The sequence below is a fragment of the Psychromonas ingrahamii 37 genome (assembly GCF_000015285.1).
GTDB classification, from domain to species: Bacteria; Pseudomonadota; Gammaproteobacteria; order Enterobacterales; family Psychromonadaceae; genus Psychromonas; species Psychromonas ingrahamii.
The window spans coordinates 3,130,254-3,145,526 of the sequence record NC_008709.1 but is presented as its reverse complement, the minus strand read 5'-3'; the positions used below and the strand labels follow the sequence as shown (position 1 = coordinate 3,145,526).

Sequence of the window (15,273 nt, the reverse complement as noted above, 5' to 3'; positions counted from 1 at the left end):
CAGATAAATAACGAGGCTGTAGAATTACTCTTTCAGCCAAATCCCATTAAACGACTTGTTAGCCGTATGGTGCACATACATCACATAATTAGCCATTCTGGGTAGAAAAGAAATGGAAAAACGCTCGCAAATAACCAATATATAACAAGAACACTTAACACTACATTATAGGGAAATAACCACCACCTTGGATTTAAATCTTTCTTCTGGAGGAAAAATTGGCTAGTAATGACTAATAAAAATAGCAAAAACTCCAGAGAAAATGCTGCTATAGATAAATACCAAGTTTGTGATGTGGGTTTAGTCGGGTAATCATCTTCTTCTATAAAACCTTCAGGAATTCCTTTGATTCTCCCTTTTACCATCCAGCCTACCTCTTGATTACTTGAGTATAAAATATGAAAAACGGATCCATCTAAATGCTCTAGAACCTCATCGTTTTTGATGTTTATTAAAATAGCCTTTTTAGTGCCAATGTCTTCAATAATTTTTCCATTTAATTCTAATTTAGGGCCGCTAACTTTCATACGTTTTACGTTTAAAATATTAACTTTATTTGTAGGCATGATTTTTATAGGGCTAGATTTTACAACATTTTCAAAATCTATATAGTCGTTGCCTTTATTCCAAATAGCTACTTCAACGGAATAAACGTTTTCAACTGGAATATCATCCCAAGTTACTTTTAACCTATTTGAACCCGTTTGATTTTGAACTAACAGAATAGGAGGTTTAATAGCGAAAACAGGCTCCTTTACAACAATAGATAACTTGTAAACAACAATTGTTAGAGATATTGATACAACTATTGCTGTTATAGGGTGCTTTAATAAATTCAAGATAAAATTTAAGATGTTCAATTAAGAGCCTCTAAGTATGAATAATGCTGTTAAATACGCATAACAGTGTATTAGTCCGCATTCTCACTAATATATATTTAAAATTTTATTTATTTATAAGAATTATATAATAAAAGACTTATAAAACAGTTAGATAGACCCAACTCCTGATTGTAAATTGATATTTAATTTTGGAAAAATGACGCATTTTCATTTATAGAGATCTCTATAAATGAAAACCATAAAAATTAACTGATTATTTTCAATAAGTTAATTTATTAAGAATGTGAGGATTGTGCGTTAAGTATTCATATGATGTGCAATAAGTGTGCAGAAGAGATTCAAAAGAATTATACCTGCATATAAATACAGTTGCTTGTGGGGCTGTTGATATGTCAATCTCCCATTTTATTGACAAATTCGCACAGAACTAGGAACACATCACTAGATGTCTTCGCACTGAAGAGACCTAGTTAACCTCAATTCTGGATAATATAAGCGTAATACTTATTAAAAAACTGATGCTATCAACACGTTCGCTTTTTCCCGAAAGCGAGTTAGTTTTCTAAGGCACATACCGACTTACAAAACGAAAAAAGTGGCCAAATTCACTTGGGCACTACGACGCTCGCTTCGGGAATTAGCAAGCATCACTGAATTGGGTATGACATTTTATTACTCTGCCATTGGTGATGATAAAAAGGCTACTAAAAGTAGCCTTTTGAATATCGTATATAAAAACAAGTGTTATGGGAAATACAGAAATAACCCCGCCTTGACTTTTATATTGATTAATTTAAGGGCTTAACTCATCACTAACGGAAGAGCTATCTCCGCCGCTATCGCGGCCCCCCCAAGTCACCACGCTGCCGTCATCTTTTAAGGCTGCAAAGGCACCAGAATATACATTAGTTCTAACAGGATCCGTACTAGTAGAATAAATCGTTTGTACATTCTCGAGTGTTACGGTGGAGCTATCTCCGCCGCTATTACTATCCCCCCAAGTCACCACGCTGCCGTCATCTTTTAAAGCTGCAAATGCATAATCAGTTGAATAAATTTTTTGTACATTCTCGAGTGTTACGGTGGAGCTATCTCCGCCTCCACCACCTTCACCCCAAGTCACCACGCTGCCGTCATCTTTTAAGGCTGCAAATGCTCTTTTAGTAGAATTAATCGTTTGTACATGATCGAGTGTTACGGTGGAGCTATCTCCGCCTCCACCACCTTCACCCCAAGTCACCACGCTACCGTCATCTTTTAAGGCTGCAAAAGCATAATAATTAGAATAAATCGTTTCTATATGGTCGAGTGTTACGGAAGAGCTATATCCGCCGCTATTACTCCTTCCCCAAGTCACTACACTACCGTCATCTTTTAAGGCTGCAAAAGCATTACGATTAGAATAAATCGTTTGTACATGGTTGAGTGTTACGGTGGAGCTATCACCGCCTTCAGCCCTATACCCCCAAGTCACTACACTACCGTCATTTTTTAAGGCTGCAAAAGCAGAACTAGTAGAATAAATCGTTTGTACATGGTCGAGTGTTACATAAGAGCTATCTCCGCCATAAACGCTATATCCCCAAGTCACCACACTGCCATCATCTTTTAAGGCTGCAAATGCTCTCTCATTAGAATAAATCGTCTGTATATTCTCGAGTGTCACATTAGAGCTGTCTCCACCCCAATCGGGACTCCCCCAAGTCACCACGCTACCGTCATCTTTTAAGGCTGCAAAAACATTACGATTAGAATAAATCGTTTGTACATTTTCGAGTGTCACATAAGAGCTATCTCCGCCTATAGAACTCCACCCCCACCCCCAAGTCACCACGCTACCGTCATCTTTTAAGGCTGCAAAACCAGCACGATTAGAATAAATCGTTTGTATATGGTCGAGTGTTACATAAGAGCTATCACCGCCTTCAGCCCTATCCCCCCAAGTCACCACGCTGCCGTCATCCTTTAAGACTGCAAAAGCCCTAACAGAAGAATAAACAGCCTTAACAGAATTAACAGGATTAACCGTAACACTTATACTGTCATTAGCACTGCCCCCCTCATTATCAATAGCCTTTAAGCTAAAGGTTAAGGTTTCAGCTGCGGTTAATATCGGCGCTGTAAAGCTTGCCGATGCACTACTAGCATCCGTTAAGCTAACGGTAGTGCCGCCTGTTTGTACCCAGCTATAAGTAGCTATAGTGCCATCTGAGTCGGTTGCGGAACCAGAAAGAGTAACCGTTTTTTGCTCATCAACTGTTTGGTCGCTGCCTACATTAACTGTTGGCGCTGAATTAACCGATTCTACCGTAACACTTATACTGTCATTAGCACTGGCCCCCTCATTATCAATAGCCTTTAAGCTAAAGGTTAAGGTTTCAGCTGCGGTTAATATCGGCGCTGTAAAGCTTGCCGATGCACTACTAGCATCCGTTAAGCTAACGGTAGTGCCGCCTGTTTGTACCCAGCTATAAGTAGCTATAGTGCCATCTGAGTCGGTTGCGGAACCAGAAAGAGTAACAGTTTTTTGCTCATCAGCTGTTTGGTCGCTGCCTACATTAACTGTTGGCGCTGAATTAACCGAGTCTACCGTAACAATTATACTGTCATTAGCACTGGCCCCCTCATTATCAATAGCCTTTAAGCTAAAGGTTAAGGTTTCTGATACGGTTAATATCGGCGCTGTAAATCTTGCCGATGCACTGCTAGCATCCGTTAAGCTAACGGTAGTACCGCCTGTTTGTACCCAGCTATAAGTAGCTATAGTGCCATCTGAGTCGGTTGCGGAACCAGAAAGAGTAACAGTTTTTTGCTCATCAACTGTTTGGTCGCTGCCTACATTAACTGTTGGCGCTGAATTAACCGGGTCTACCGTAACACTTATACTGTCATTAGCACTGGCCACCTCATTATCAATAGCCTTTAAGCTAAAGGTTAAGGTTTCTGATACGGTTAATGTTGGAGAAATAAAATTTGCGTTTACACTATTCGCATTATTTAAAAGAACCGTTGTACCACTGATTTGCACCCAGCTATAAATGGCAATCGTACCATCTGTATCAGTTGCGGAACCAGAAAGAGTAACCGCTGTTTGCTCATCAACTGTTTGGTTATTCCCCGCATTTGCGACTGGAATGACGTTTGCAGGGATTACCGTATTGTCGTTATCCGTATCTGAATTATTACCAATACCGTCGGTGCCTGTATCGGTCGTATCTTCTACGGTTAATGGGTATGTATCATCAACATCAGGTATTCCATCGTTGTCATCGTCAGTATCAATATTATTCGCAATAGCATCGTTATCCGAATCAACAACACAAATCACACCATCCTGAACAAATCCTGTTCTACATTCTTTATCCTGCTCTACTGGATTATATACCGGCAGATGTTCCTCAAAAGACATACCGTCATTTGATTTAACATGCTCAATTGACTGTTTGATATTCTCATTAACAGATCTCATGTCATCAGAGAATTGTGAACTATCTGTAATTTCATTTGAAATATTGTCTAGCAAACTTGGTTCATCTGGTAACACGCCTGACGCAACAATATTCTCTGCTGCATACAACACATCATTGTGACGCCCTTCAATATAGTCACCAAGAACATCATCCTTGTTAAGACCTAACGAAGAGGCCACAGCATCTTTTGCTTCTGATAGTTTTGAACTAAATCCATCAGGGGTTTCTACACCATTAGTATTTTGTTCTAAATATAAATGAACCAAAGTCGATAGCGGAGTAATCGACACCTCACCTTTCGGAGCTGAAATAACATAATTATGTGTAACAAAATCCCCCGTAGATTCATCGATTGTTTCGTCTTTTACTGCTTGAGCTACGATAGGATAAGAACTTGGATTATCAATACCAGTAACATCAAGAACAACCTTACCTCGCGCTCCAGAAACAGCAAAGGGTTCGTTCACATCAAATTCAAAGTTCTCATTAATATCAAGCCAGACTTTCGCGTCTTTTAAATAGCCATCAATAACAGTGGCATTGATTTCTATTTTAGGAGTTGATTGAATAGTTGGCTCATCACCGCCACCACAACCGAACAGTATTAAAGAAAGCAAAAAAAAAAGAAGGTTTTTTTTATATGTCATTACGTTATTAACTCCATTTAACAATACACCGGGCAGTTATCCAAATTACCTAATAAAAATAATGAGTTACGAGATTTCATTAGATTGTATAACTTGTTTAAATATGAGGTTATTATAAATATCCGGAGTGTTACATTTAAAATAATATTAATTGTAACTTACAGTTGCACCCAAGATATTAATAACATGCCATGGTAAATGGTAACAAAAACACACAAAAACATCAAAAAATCACATTCAAAGGCAGGAAAATAAATATTACCGAGTGCCGCTTAACAAATAATAAGCACAAAATACCGCTTATGGTAAGTAGCGACTTTTTCTTTCATAAATAACGGTTTCATTATCAGATTTAAAGAAAGCACTTAAAACCAAGAGTCAGTTAATCTATATAACCTTAAAAAAAGCAGGTTAAAATTTTTTTTAATGACCGTTTGTTGAGCATGAAGATGCTTTTCCCATTTGTTTTTTTCAAGCTCAAATAGCTAAAGGAACCAATTTCGTTTTGTAGTGGATAAGTGATACTGGTCCAAATTTTATAAGTTTCTAAGTCGCTTTGGGGGCGTTAGCGACCTAGCTTTCTAAGGTGATAATGCTAATTAAAAGTAGGTCCGTTGTCACTAGGAGCTGATGGCTCATAAACATCATTTAGGAGGGGCTCTTGTAATGCGAACCTAATGTACTCCATTGTCTTTACTACACTTGTATGCCCTAACATTTGGTTTAAAACTAGATGTTCTAAGTTAAGTGTGTTGCCTTTTTTTATTATTATCATCTATATCCCCTTAAGTAAATTTCGATATTCTCTTTACAATAGTTTACTGCCTACAATAAAGCGATTTCCAGATTTATTTTAATAAAAATATTGATATTTTTTATTCTTCGAACATTTTAATGAAGTACATCAGAGATCAGGTTTTCTAAGGCTAATAGGGACGTTTACGAGTTAACCTTCTAAGTCTCTTTGGGGCAAAGCGCCATAGAGCTTTTGCTCTATTTATCTGTTGAACGACTCCATTTACGCCCACTTTCTCCCAATACCTAGCAAAATGGGTATTTCTATACAAATTGCTAGACTGCATAATTATGCGGAAAATCTTTAGCAGGCAACTTGGGAATGGGCATAAACGTGATAACGAATGAAGTAACTTAACGCAATTCGCACTAGTGTTAGTTATCCAAAATACATGGATGTCCTCCTCACTATTTATATACCACAGCTCCTTCCAATACTTCATTTTCCTCAGGGTCTAACACTATAGCTACACTGTGGCGCGCACGAGTCAGCGCCACGTACAGTCTCGCACGAGTAGGGTTCTTTAGTAATTCAGGTTGGCTAGGATTACGAATCCAACTCACCATATCCTTGGTTGGGTAAATAAGTACTCTATCTATAGTAAGGCCTTTAGACTCACCAAAGTTCATTACTTCATACGATGAATCTACTTTAGATTTAGCATTCCAGCGAAGCTGCATTGGCTGATATGTCTGTAAGTATTCCGAACAAAGGCGCTTAGGGACGATGAAAACCCCTTGGTGCAGTATATTTTCTTTTCGGCAGTCATCACACTGACATGCATCAACAGCTGGAAATTTAGGGTAGAGTCTAGAAGAGTAGTCACAAATATCCTGAGAACAGCGATGTGACTTATTAAGTGTTGTTTCATCAACTTCGCAAGATATCCGTTTACCCAACGTTTTTTCAGATGTAACAAATCCTTTGATATTTCCGTTTCCATAGTCAGAATACTTAGTTGTATGGTGAGTCTTGTAGGTAACTTGTCTTGGATCTCCAACTAACATGACCTCTGATTTTGACCTAAATAGAAGCTTGATCAACTCTAAATCAAACCCAGCAAGATCTTGCACTTCATCTATAAATATCATGCCATATAGCGCTGATATTCGGTTAACGACTGCCTGCTTGCTTGCCTTATTTGCCTCAAAGCAAAACTTGGATATCTTATCGGAGTAGACCTTGAAGTCTTTAGTGAAGTAATAATTCTTGAAGTTATCTTTTTCTGACCAGTATACTCCTTGACCATCCTTATTTTTATACTTAAGGCCAGAGCGCCAGTTGACCAGAATAAACCCAATTCTTTCATCCGCAATAGAGTCATTTAGTCTGCACTGATATGGCCTAACCCAATGCTTAAGAAGGAATGAAAACCATGTGATAATCGTGACATTAGCTAGTACAGTTCTTACTTTTTTAACAAACTTATCTCTTATTTCCTGCTCATTTGATTCAGTGTAAGTTGTAATCAAAATTGGCCTATTAGGATTTTCTATCGCGGTTTTAACTAAAAGCGTTGTTTTACCAGATCCCGCAGCAGCAATTACAAGACTATTGTTATTCATTACACCACTCCACTGTTTTAGTGATGTATTCTGGATAGCTAAAATTATATTTTGATTCAAAAACCTTTAGAGACCAACTGGTTTTTTGTGTTTGTAGTTTTTCTGATAATTTTTCAACGGTATCAAAGTTCTTCACATTCAATTCAAGGGCTTTGCATAAAATGGGTAATGCATCTTTGTTTGCATCAGCAAACTGTGGCTCAAGTGTGTTTAAGTTATTACGATTGTCTGCAAAGATGGAGATGTGAGCATGTTTATGGTAATCCTTATATTTTTTGGTGATCGTATTGGCGTATTCTCCATCATTATCGGTGATTACCGCCACTTTTTTATCAATTTTGTCAGCTATTTCTAAAAAACGTTTAAATGTAAGTTTTACAGATATCACATCAAAACCATGTTCGATGGGCAATACTCCGTTATTCGCATCCATATAAGCTCTTTGAAATATTAATTCATCGGAATCACCTTCAACGAGCACTGCTTTTTTACAAAGAATCAGGCGTAAGGTTTGATAGCCCGGCAGCTTCTTAAAGAAATCGAAAGTGTCTTTTGATAAATCTTTAAATCTTGTTACTTTATGGTCATTTAGGAGAAGAAGATTTTCAAGACCAAGTTTATTAGCTACGAAGCTGCTATGTGTTGAAATAATAACTTGCTTATCACTCACACCATTTATGATTTCTTTTAATAAGTAATTTAACTTAGAGTGTGATAAATGATTTTCTGGTTCTTCTATCAATAGTAAACTTGCTTCTTTAGTCTTTTGATGACCCAATGCAAGATTTGTTTTTATCACGCACTGGGAGCCTTTACCTACTTGATGGAACGGAATGTCTCCAAGGTAGGTCATCAAACTAGACTCCCAAGAATTTTGAGTCGAAAGGTCAACAGATATATTAAGGTGTTCCCCTTGAACTTTTGATTTATTATCAATCTGTTCGTTAATTCTCTTTACTGCTTCCTCTTCAGTGAAGCTATCTTTCATTTTTCTGTATGCCTGAGATAATTTGACCTTCTCTTTGTTCTCCAGTTCATTTCTGATGATTCTTGAAATGTATACATCAGAACCATTTTGGTACTTGTTCGAAGATGAGTCGATTAGAACAGACTTGATTGGGATGCTTCTGGATGTAACTGAATCTCTATCGAAAGATGTCCATGAAACCTTATAATACTCAATAGGTAGTGTTTTAAGCTTACCTCCACTCTTTATAAGTTCAGAGTACTCTTCTGTATAGCTATCATCGAATTCGACTTTGAATGACACTCCACACGCATCATTCCTCCCCTTGTTTCCTGTTCCCTGAAATTTAGGGAAGCTATCTTTGTTGAAAATAACCTCGATGCATATTTCGGGTAAAGTCGTACTGCCACCATCGTTCACTTGGGTTAGGTACTCAGATACAGCTTTGCAATTGAATAAGTACTGGCTTAGTTCATTCTTTAAGTATTTGCCGTGTAGTATTCCACTAAGAACCAAATTAGCTGCTTCAAGAATAGTTGATTTACCTGAACCATTATCTCCAACAAGAATATTCACACCTTTGTTAAACTCAATAGAGAACTTCCCGTAGTAACATTTATAGTTGTAAATATTAACTCTTTCGATATACATCGCTACGTTTCCCTTAATATGCATATATAAGAAGATCACAAAATATTACAGATTATCCCATATGAACATGGGTGACCATAAAAAGAACTAAATTATTAAAATATTGTCAATATTTAAATAATTTAAACTGATTTTTTTATTTTTAGATTGTTAACTTATTGAAAATAATATGTATAATCAAGAAATAATTAAATGATATGGAATAGTTTAGGTATGACTGGAGAACTTGAAAAACTCAAAATGTATATCGAGTCATCTATCATTGATGAGCGAAACCATATCTTCAAGTACACCTCCCCTTTGACACATCCTCAATCTTCTCAAGCTAAGGCTGTTTTTCTTGAATACGATAGAGCCACTAGCAATGACAGATACCATAATTACAACCTCAAGTCGTTACCATATGGTAATTTCCAAGTAGAAGAGAAAGATATACCTAGTTTCTATGTGTTTCTAGCGAAGAAGCTCAGATATCACTTCACCCAAGATAGGAAATCATATGCGAGTGATAGGATATTAAATCCTTTCAAAGTCTACGGTGAAGAGGGGTCTGTTGAAGAGATAGGAATCCCAGACTATGAGTTTAGTGGTGAAACTGACCATGGGGTTTTTAGCTCGTGGTTGTTATTTGACCATCTATTTGAAGTTGGAGAGCAGATCGCAAGAAGAATCGAAGCTAAGAATTTTATCGGTATCCAAAGTCATTTGAATCTTATTGACGATAACTTTGGCTTTCTTATGGGTCGTAAAAATTCATACTTTCAGCTAAAAATGGACGAAGATGAGCTATACAGTTGGCTCTTGGTTGAGATTGAATCTTTCAAGCATCAGGTTGAAGAAAAAGGACTTTGGAAGAGTTTGAACAAAGAGCCAGAGAAGCACTTTCAAAAAGTATTCGCTGCTGTTCTTGGTCGAGTCAGTGAACTATTTGGCGTTGATATGTCAGCAGAGACATGCGTTGGTAGCGGAACGGTTGATTTTAAGTTCTCTCAAGGCAGCAATTCGAAAGTCTGCGTCGAGCTTAAACGATCTAACAGCTCAAAGGCACTTGAAGGCTACACAAAGCAGCTTCAGCAGTACCTAATGAGTGAAAAAATAGACAAAGGTATATATGTCGTTATTGACTCTGGTGATTCGAAAAGCTCATACCGTCAGTTGCTTCATTTCATTGAAAACGGTAAGAAACAAGGTGAAAATTATCCTGATATTATACTGATGGATGCGAGTCCAAAAATTAGTGCTAGTAAACAGATATAGCTTGCATGTATACAGAGGCATTGCTTGGTGCTTTTCCATTTTTTTGGTAAGGAAAACGCCAAGCAGGATGCTTTTGCTGTAACACTTTTGGGGTAAAACCCATTTAACTGTAATAGGTTGGATGAATATTTAAGGCGCTGTTGTAGTTAACTGTTGTCACAGTTATATTTCTTTAAATTACAACGCATTATAAAAAACAAAATTTATAATGAGTTAGGTGAATACAATAAAGCTGACAACAGTTAACTACAACAGCGCCATATTTAAGTACATCAAATGAATTTTATATTATTTATACTCAAACAAGATGACGCCCGGATATTCCCGGAAGTGAGCATAATAGTGAACACAGATTTTTAGCTTTGTAAGTCGCAATGGGGGCGTTTGCGACTTAACTTTCTAGCTCGGTTTGGGGCACAAAGCGCCTTAGCCTTTTATTCTTTTATTCTTTTATATCAATTTGAACAACTGATATTAACTTATATATCCGTTTTTTGTTGCGGGTATGCGCTGCAATATTAATTTTTAATTGATTAGAGTATGATAATTATTTTAATCTCATTCTTGAAAAGAATATAAGGTATGGGTGTCCAGCCTTTTTTCTGAGCGTTCAATGATGTTGGAACGTCAACGTCAACGTGAAGGTATTGTATTGTATTGGCAAAACAAAAAGGCAAGTACAATGGCAGGCCGGTGAATCAAGATTTACACGAAAAAATTAAAAATTTATCATCACAGGGCATCAATAAGATGCAAATAGCTAATACGTTGGATTGTTCCCGTACTACTGTCTATAACGCTTTAGCATAGAATCATTCTAATAATACCTATTTTATATCAATGCCCTAGAGAATGAATGGTAGAAGCCTCACCAAATATAGACCACTCGCTGCGCTGCACATTCTCCGGTGAGCAAGGTGTTATCGATACAAAACTTAATTCGAATTTAATGCTAGTCAGTTGATTATAATGTCTCTAGTGCGCTTCGCGGGGGCTAGCAACTTATTATTCCTAAGGTCTGCTTCAAGCTCGCGAATACCAGGCGGTCAACATCATTGCTGACATGCCATCAAACGCTTCCCTTTATCTGCATTATTTAAACCACGGCCAATCAAGTAATGACTGAGCACGGAGATGGCGCACATATTTGACCTGCTTATTACATCTACTTTTAGCCAAAATAAGACATGTCAGGTTTTTTACACATTTTGACGGGTTTTAAAGGGTAAAATCCGCCTACAGCTCGGTATTTACCGGTTTTTATCCCATTGTATGTGTCCAGTTATTTTATTTATTCACCCATATTAAATGTGAAAAATCAACTGATACATTTTTTAAATCTGGTATTTATTATTGGTATAAAGTATGTTAAGCAATGTGGTATGAAATATAGTATGAGGATATAACAAGTCGCCTCTTCAGAAAATCATATTATCAGTCACTTCACGTAATGAGTGTTGATTAATTGGAGGTCCTTACCTCACAAATACAGTCACCTCATGATGGGGTATCTCACATTATATTAAATGGAAGTAAATAATGAAAAATATATTATTAAAAACCTGCTTAACCGCTTTGGCTTTGTCCGTTGCTGGTTTAGCAAATGCAGGTGGCACAATTACTGATGCTCAATTGCGCTCGTATTCTGCAATATCGAAAGCTGCGGTGAATATAGCCGCCCAACCCGAATTGTCGACTGCTCCCAATGTTGGCGGTCATCTCGCTGCACAAGCGGCCGTTGTTATCGGTGCCAATACTACTGTAAATGATATTTATGCTGGCGCTGCGGTTACCACCGGTGCTGGGTCAAAAGTTAACCAAATCAAAGCTGGCGCAGCCGCGGGCATTGGGGCGAATGCCACCGCTGGGGACGTCAATGCAGGTGCTGCCGTGGTAGTTGGCGCTGTTGCTAATGTCGGCGATATCATAGCTGGCGCTGCCATCACGTTGGGCGCCAATGCGACGGCGTACTCTACCAATGACACGGTAGTCACCTATGGTGCGGGTTCTACGGATAACGCTACGGGGAATGATTACATCGATCAAGGATTTATCAAAGGTCCCGCTGAGATGACAGCTGCGATGATGGCCATTACCAATAAGTTCCATGCTAATCCAGTTGATGTCAACAAGGTCGAAACATATACGGGCCTGTCGGGTCTCACTATTGGCGTTGAGGGCGGGGAGACGACGGAATATTACAGTGCGATCAACCTGCAGGCTAATACCACACTGACCATAGAAGGGAACGTGACGGTCATTACCAGTGGGGCGATAACCCTGGGCGCCGGGGCAGAAATATTGCTGGGAAATGGTGCGAATGTTACCTGGATATTGGGCGGTGCGCTCAATCTTGGGGCCGGGTCTAAGTTTAGGGGCGAAACGTATGTGAATGGCGCGGTAAATGGCGCCACGAGCGATGTCGTATGTGGGAATTTATACGCTACGGGGGCGATAAGTGTCTCTACCATTGGTGATGCCTGTTTAATACCAGTTGCTCCGGCGACATGCCCGTTTTGGAGTGTGGCGGATTTAATTAACGTATCCCCAAATTTCAACTCTCGCAATTTTACGGATTATGTAATGATTGTTGATTTGGATGCTGACACTAGGTTTGAGATAATTTACGACTCAGGCGGTAACCGCGGTGTTGTACGTTCCTCCCCCGCCGGCATTCGTATTGAACGCTTTAGTATGGATTCGGTGGAATATGACGTATGTGAAAGTACATTAAGAGATGAAATAAATAGCCGGTTACCCTGATTTTAGGTATTAACATCAACCCGCAATTTGACCATGCAGGATGGTACGTCCCATGTTTTTGTGGGGTAACCCATGCTGCAATGCCAGCCTTGACTTATCGCTGCCAACGTTTTACATACTGACCTAAGGCTAAAGCCATCTCATCTGAGGTGGCTTTTTTCTTTCTTAGTTGCTCATAAAGCTGCCGGTAATGCACAACGTGTTTTTCTACCGTCTTTGCTGCGACGGTTAATTGTTTGCCATCAAAATGATAACCGAGAAATTCACAAAATTGCCGGGAGTCATTTTGAACAGCTTTAGCTGGCCCGCAGGGTGAAAGGCAGGATGCCTGGAATAACCCCCGACTGATTTTACCAATAAATGTCTTTATCCGGCGCTTGCGCGATTTTTAATTCATTAAAGTGCTGATTGACTATTCTCAAGGCCTTGCGTAAGTGCCAGCGAGTTTTGGCTAATATAATGACGTCATCCATTTACCTGCGATAAAAATAATGGCTGTCACCTGCCATCTGCTCATCCAAGCCCTTTAAGTAATAGGTAGCGACAACCGAATGGGCTGGGGGTCAAGTTTTTCATTTTGCAGTTTTTTAATAATTAGCATCTACTCTAAGCCGCAATGGGGGCGTTTGCGCCTTAGCTTTCTGAGTCGCAAAGGGGCACAAAGTGAGTTAGAAATTTTGCTCAATTATCTGTTGAGATGATCCCATTTATGCTCGCTTTCTCCCAATATCGAGCGTTTCGGTAACTTCATTGCTAGTGAATCTTTCACCACGTTTTTTCTCTAATTAGCTATTAATTTATGCAGAGGTAGTACTTTTTAGTAAAATGTTCATATCATCCAAGCTGAACGATTTAGATAAATGCTCACCTAAATACTCTTTTTGGTTTGTATAAGGCTTATGACCTCTACTATGAAAAATTTCTGTTTTAACTCCACCCCATAAATCACCTAAATTTTTACTAACCTCATAATTCGGAGACTTACCTGTTCCGCATTCACCGAAGCGAACGTTGGGTTTTAAAATGGGCGATCCCATGTTCACAATTACGGAAGATAAAAAATCAGCTCCCATGCATTTAAGTCTTTCTGGTGTCCATTTGTAATTGTTAATCATTATTTTCAATCCTTTTTACGTATACTGCTGATGTTTTAAATAAGCTAGGTTGACTCTCTGTACCAGCTTTCAGCCTATGGCGTCGTTCTTCATCAATATCGTAGCCACGTGCTTCCATAATATATCTAACATAAGATCCTATGAGTTGCTTTAATCGATCTGTACGTTGCTTGTTGCAACCTTTTGAAAAAGTGTCTAAACGAAGCAGTTCGGGGGTGAGAGCTTCAACAGGAGCTTTGTTGAGATAAACGGCGGTTTCAGCCCTAATTACGTTATCTCTCTCTTTAAGAAGAGCCCAAATTTTTTGTGCATCTGCCTCTTGGAATAATGATTTGAATGAAGGGTGAGGGATGAATTCTAACGAGTGCATGTCGTCTAAGGATCGAATAGTCATGTAAACACCTTTGGTTGATTTGTGTACGCTTAGATTAGCACAAATCACCACAGTGTAAAATACAAGGTGTGTGTTATTTACACACTGTAAGTTTAATTATTCCTACAGCATAATTGAGAGTAGTTAGTGCGCCGAAAGCAGTTTGACCAATCTCAAAATATTCACGATCGCTTCATCCCGGAGGTAAGCTAAATATTGATAAATAAATTTGGTCACTATTTTTTAATTTGTAAGGCGCTTGGGGGCACATAGCGCCTTAGAGTTTTTGCTCTATTAATCTGTTTATACTACCCCATTTACGATCGTTTTCTTCCAAAAGCAAAATCAAAGTCCCTTGCCTGCAAAGTCGATTTGAATGTTCATGTACTGCTTGAACGATTTCGCTAAGGTGCTTTCGTCTCCATAACGGCTTACAAACCTACAAATTTGTAGCCAACTAAAAAGCAAGACGCGATCCTATTCACACTTAGGGAATTTGACCATTTTTATTGCATATTAAATGAACACTTGATGCAGATGCTTAATAGTTTAGCTTATTGAAAATAAAACATTAATTTTTTTCAGTTTGCATTTATAGAGATCTTTATAAATAAAAATGCATCATTTCCCTAATATAGAAAGTCAATTTACGATCAATTATATATGCAATCTAGCTGTTTTTATGCTTGTTAAGGTCTAATCTTTGATAATCAATAAAATTTTAAATAGGTATTAGTTAGAATGCACACTAATACACTAATACGCTGCTAGCGTGTCAACACTGGACGATACTAGAGCGTCAACAGTATATTGTATCTCTATAAAAG

Annotated in this window: 9 protein-coding genes; 3 read left to right on the top strand and 6 right to left on the bottom strand. The window is 38.3% G+C overall.

Annotated elements, in window-relative coordinates:
* Positions 1 to 80: 80 nt before the first annotated feature.
* The 4 genes from PING_RS13230 to PING_RS13210 all read right to left on the bottom strand — a co-directional run bounded on the left by PING_RS13230 (position 81) and on the right by PING_RS13210 (position 8,938).
* Entirely contained in the window at positions 81 to 860 is a 780-nt protein-coding gene (locus tag PING_RS13230) for a hypothetical protein (RefSeq protein ID WP_011770844.1), read from the bottom strand.
* Positions 861 to 1,635: 775 nt separating this feature from the next.
* Entirely contained in the window at positions 1,636 to 4,959 is a 3,324-nt protein-coding gene (locus PING_RS19590; protein WP_011770843.1) for a PKD domain-containing protein, read from the bottom strand.
* Between the two features lie 1,203 nt (positions 4,960 to 6,162).
* Positions 6,163 to 7,320, bottom strand: a complete 1,158-nt coding sequence (locus tag PING_RS13215) for a UvrD-helicase domain-containing protein (RefSeq protein ID WP_011770842.1) — start codon at positions 7,318 to 7,320, stop codon at positions 6,163 to 6,165.
* Positions 7,313 to 8,938, bottom strand: a complete 1,626-nt coding sequence (locus PING_RS13210; protein ID WP_011770841.1) for an ATP-dependent nuclease — start codon at positions 8,936 to 8,938, stop codon at positions 7,313 to 7,315. Before PING_RS13210 ends, PING_RS13215 begins: the two co-directional genes overlap by 8 nt.
* 213 nt (positions 8,939 to 9,151) lie before the next feature.
* Between PING_RS13210 and PING_RS13205 the strand changes: the two genes are divergently transcribed.
* From PING_RS13205 to PING_RS13200, 3 genes are all read left to right on the top strand, one after another.
* A complete protein-coding gene (locus tag PING_RS13205; RefSeq protein ID WP_157035370.1) occupies positions 9,152 to 10,195 on the top strand; it encodes a hypothetical protein in 1,044 nt (347 codons plus the stop codon).
* Positions 10,196 to 10,888: 693 nt separating this feature from the next.
* Complete coding sequence (locus PING_RS21890) at positions 10,889 to 11,005, top strand: helix-turn-helix domain-containing protein (protein ID WP_408635127.1); 117 nt, start codon at positions 10,889 to 10,891, stop codon at positions 11,003 to 11,005.
* Between the two features lie 729 nt (positions 11,006 to 11,734).
* Positions 11,735 to 12,958 carry a hypothetical protein gene (locus PING_RS13200; RefSeq protein ID WP_011770839.1) on the top strand — a complete coding sequence of 408 codons (1,224 nt, stop codon included), beginning with the start codon at positions 11,735 to 11,737 and terminating at the stop codon, positions 12,956 to 12,958.
* Positions 12,959 to 13,755: 797 nt separating this feature from the next.
* Here PING_RS13200 and PING_RS13195 read toward each other — a convergent pair.
* Positions 13,756 to 14,073 (bottom strand): hypothetical protein, encoded by a 318-nt coding sequence (locus PING_RS13195; protein WP_041766490.1) that lies wholly within the window; start codon positions 14,071 to 14,073, stop codon positions 13,756 to 13,758.
* The gene (locus PING_RS13190) at positions 14,066 to 14,467 is read right to left on the bottom strand and encodes a hypothetical protein (protein ID WP_049752987.1); all 402 of its coding nucleotides are present in this window, start codon (positions 14,465 to 14,467) and stop codon (positions 14,066 to 14,068) included. Before PING_RS13190 ends, PING_RS13195 begins: the two co-directional genes overlap by 8 nt.
* Between the last annotated feature and the right edge of the window lie 806 nt (positions 14,468 to 15,273).

Coding starts and splice junctions, on each gene's coding strand:
- PING_RS19590 (WP_011770843.1), bottom strand. CDS start 4,959: ATGACATATAAAAAAAACCTTCTTTTTTTTTTGCTTTCTTTAATACTG.
- PING_RS13215 (WP_011770842.1), bottom strand. CDS start 7,320: ATGAATAACAATAGTCTTGTAATTGCTGCTGCGGGATCTGGTAAAACA.
- PING_RS13210 (WP_011770841.1), bottom strand. CDS start 8,938: ATGTATATCGAAAGAGTTAATATTTACAACTATAAATGTTACTACGGG.
- PING_RS13205 (WP_157035370.1), top strand. CDS start 9,152: ATGACTGGAGAACTTGAAAAACTCAAAATGTATATCGAGTCATCTATC.
- PING_RS13200 (WP_011770839.1), top strand. CDS start 11,735: ATGAAAAATATATTATTAAAAACCTGCTTAACCGCTTTGGCTTTGTCC.
- PING_RS13195 (WP_041766490.1), bottom strand. CDS start 14,073: ATGATTAACAATTACAAATGGACACCAGAAAGACTTAAATGCATGGGA.
- PING_RS13190 (WP_049752987.1), bottom strand. CDS start 14,467: ATGACTATTCGATCCTTAGACGACATGCACTCGTTAGAATTCATCCCT.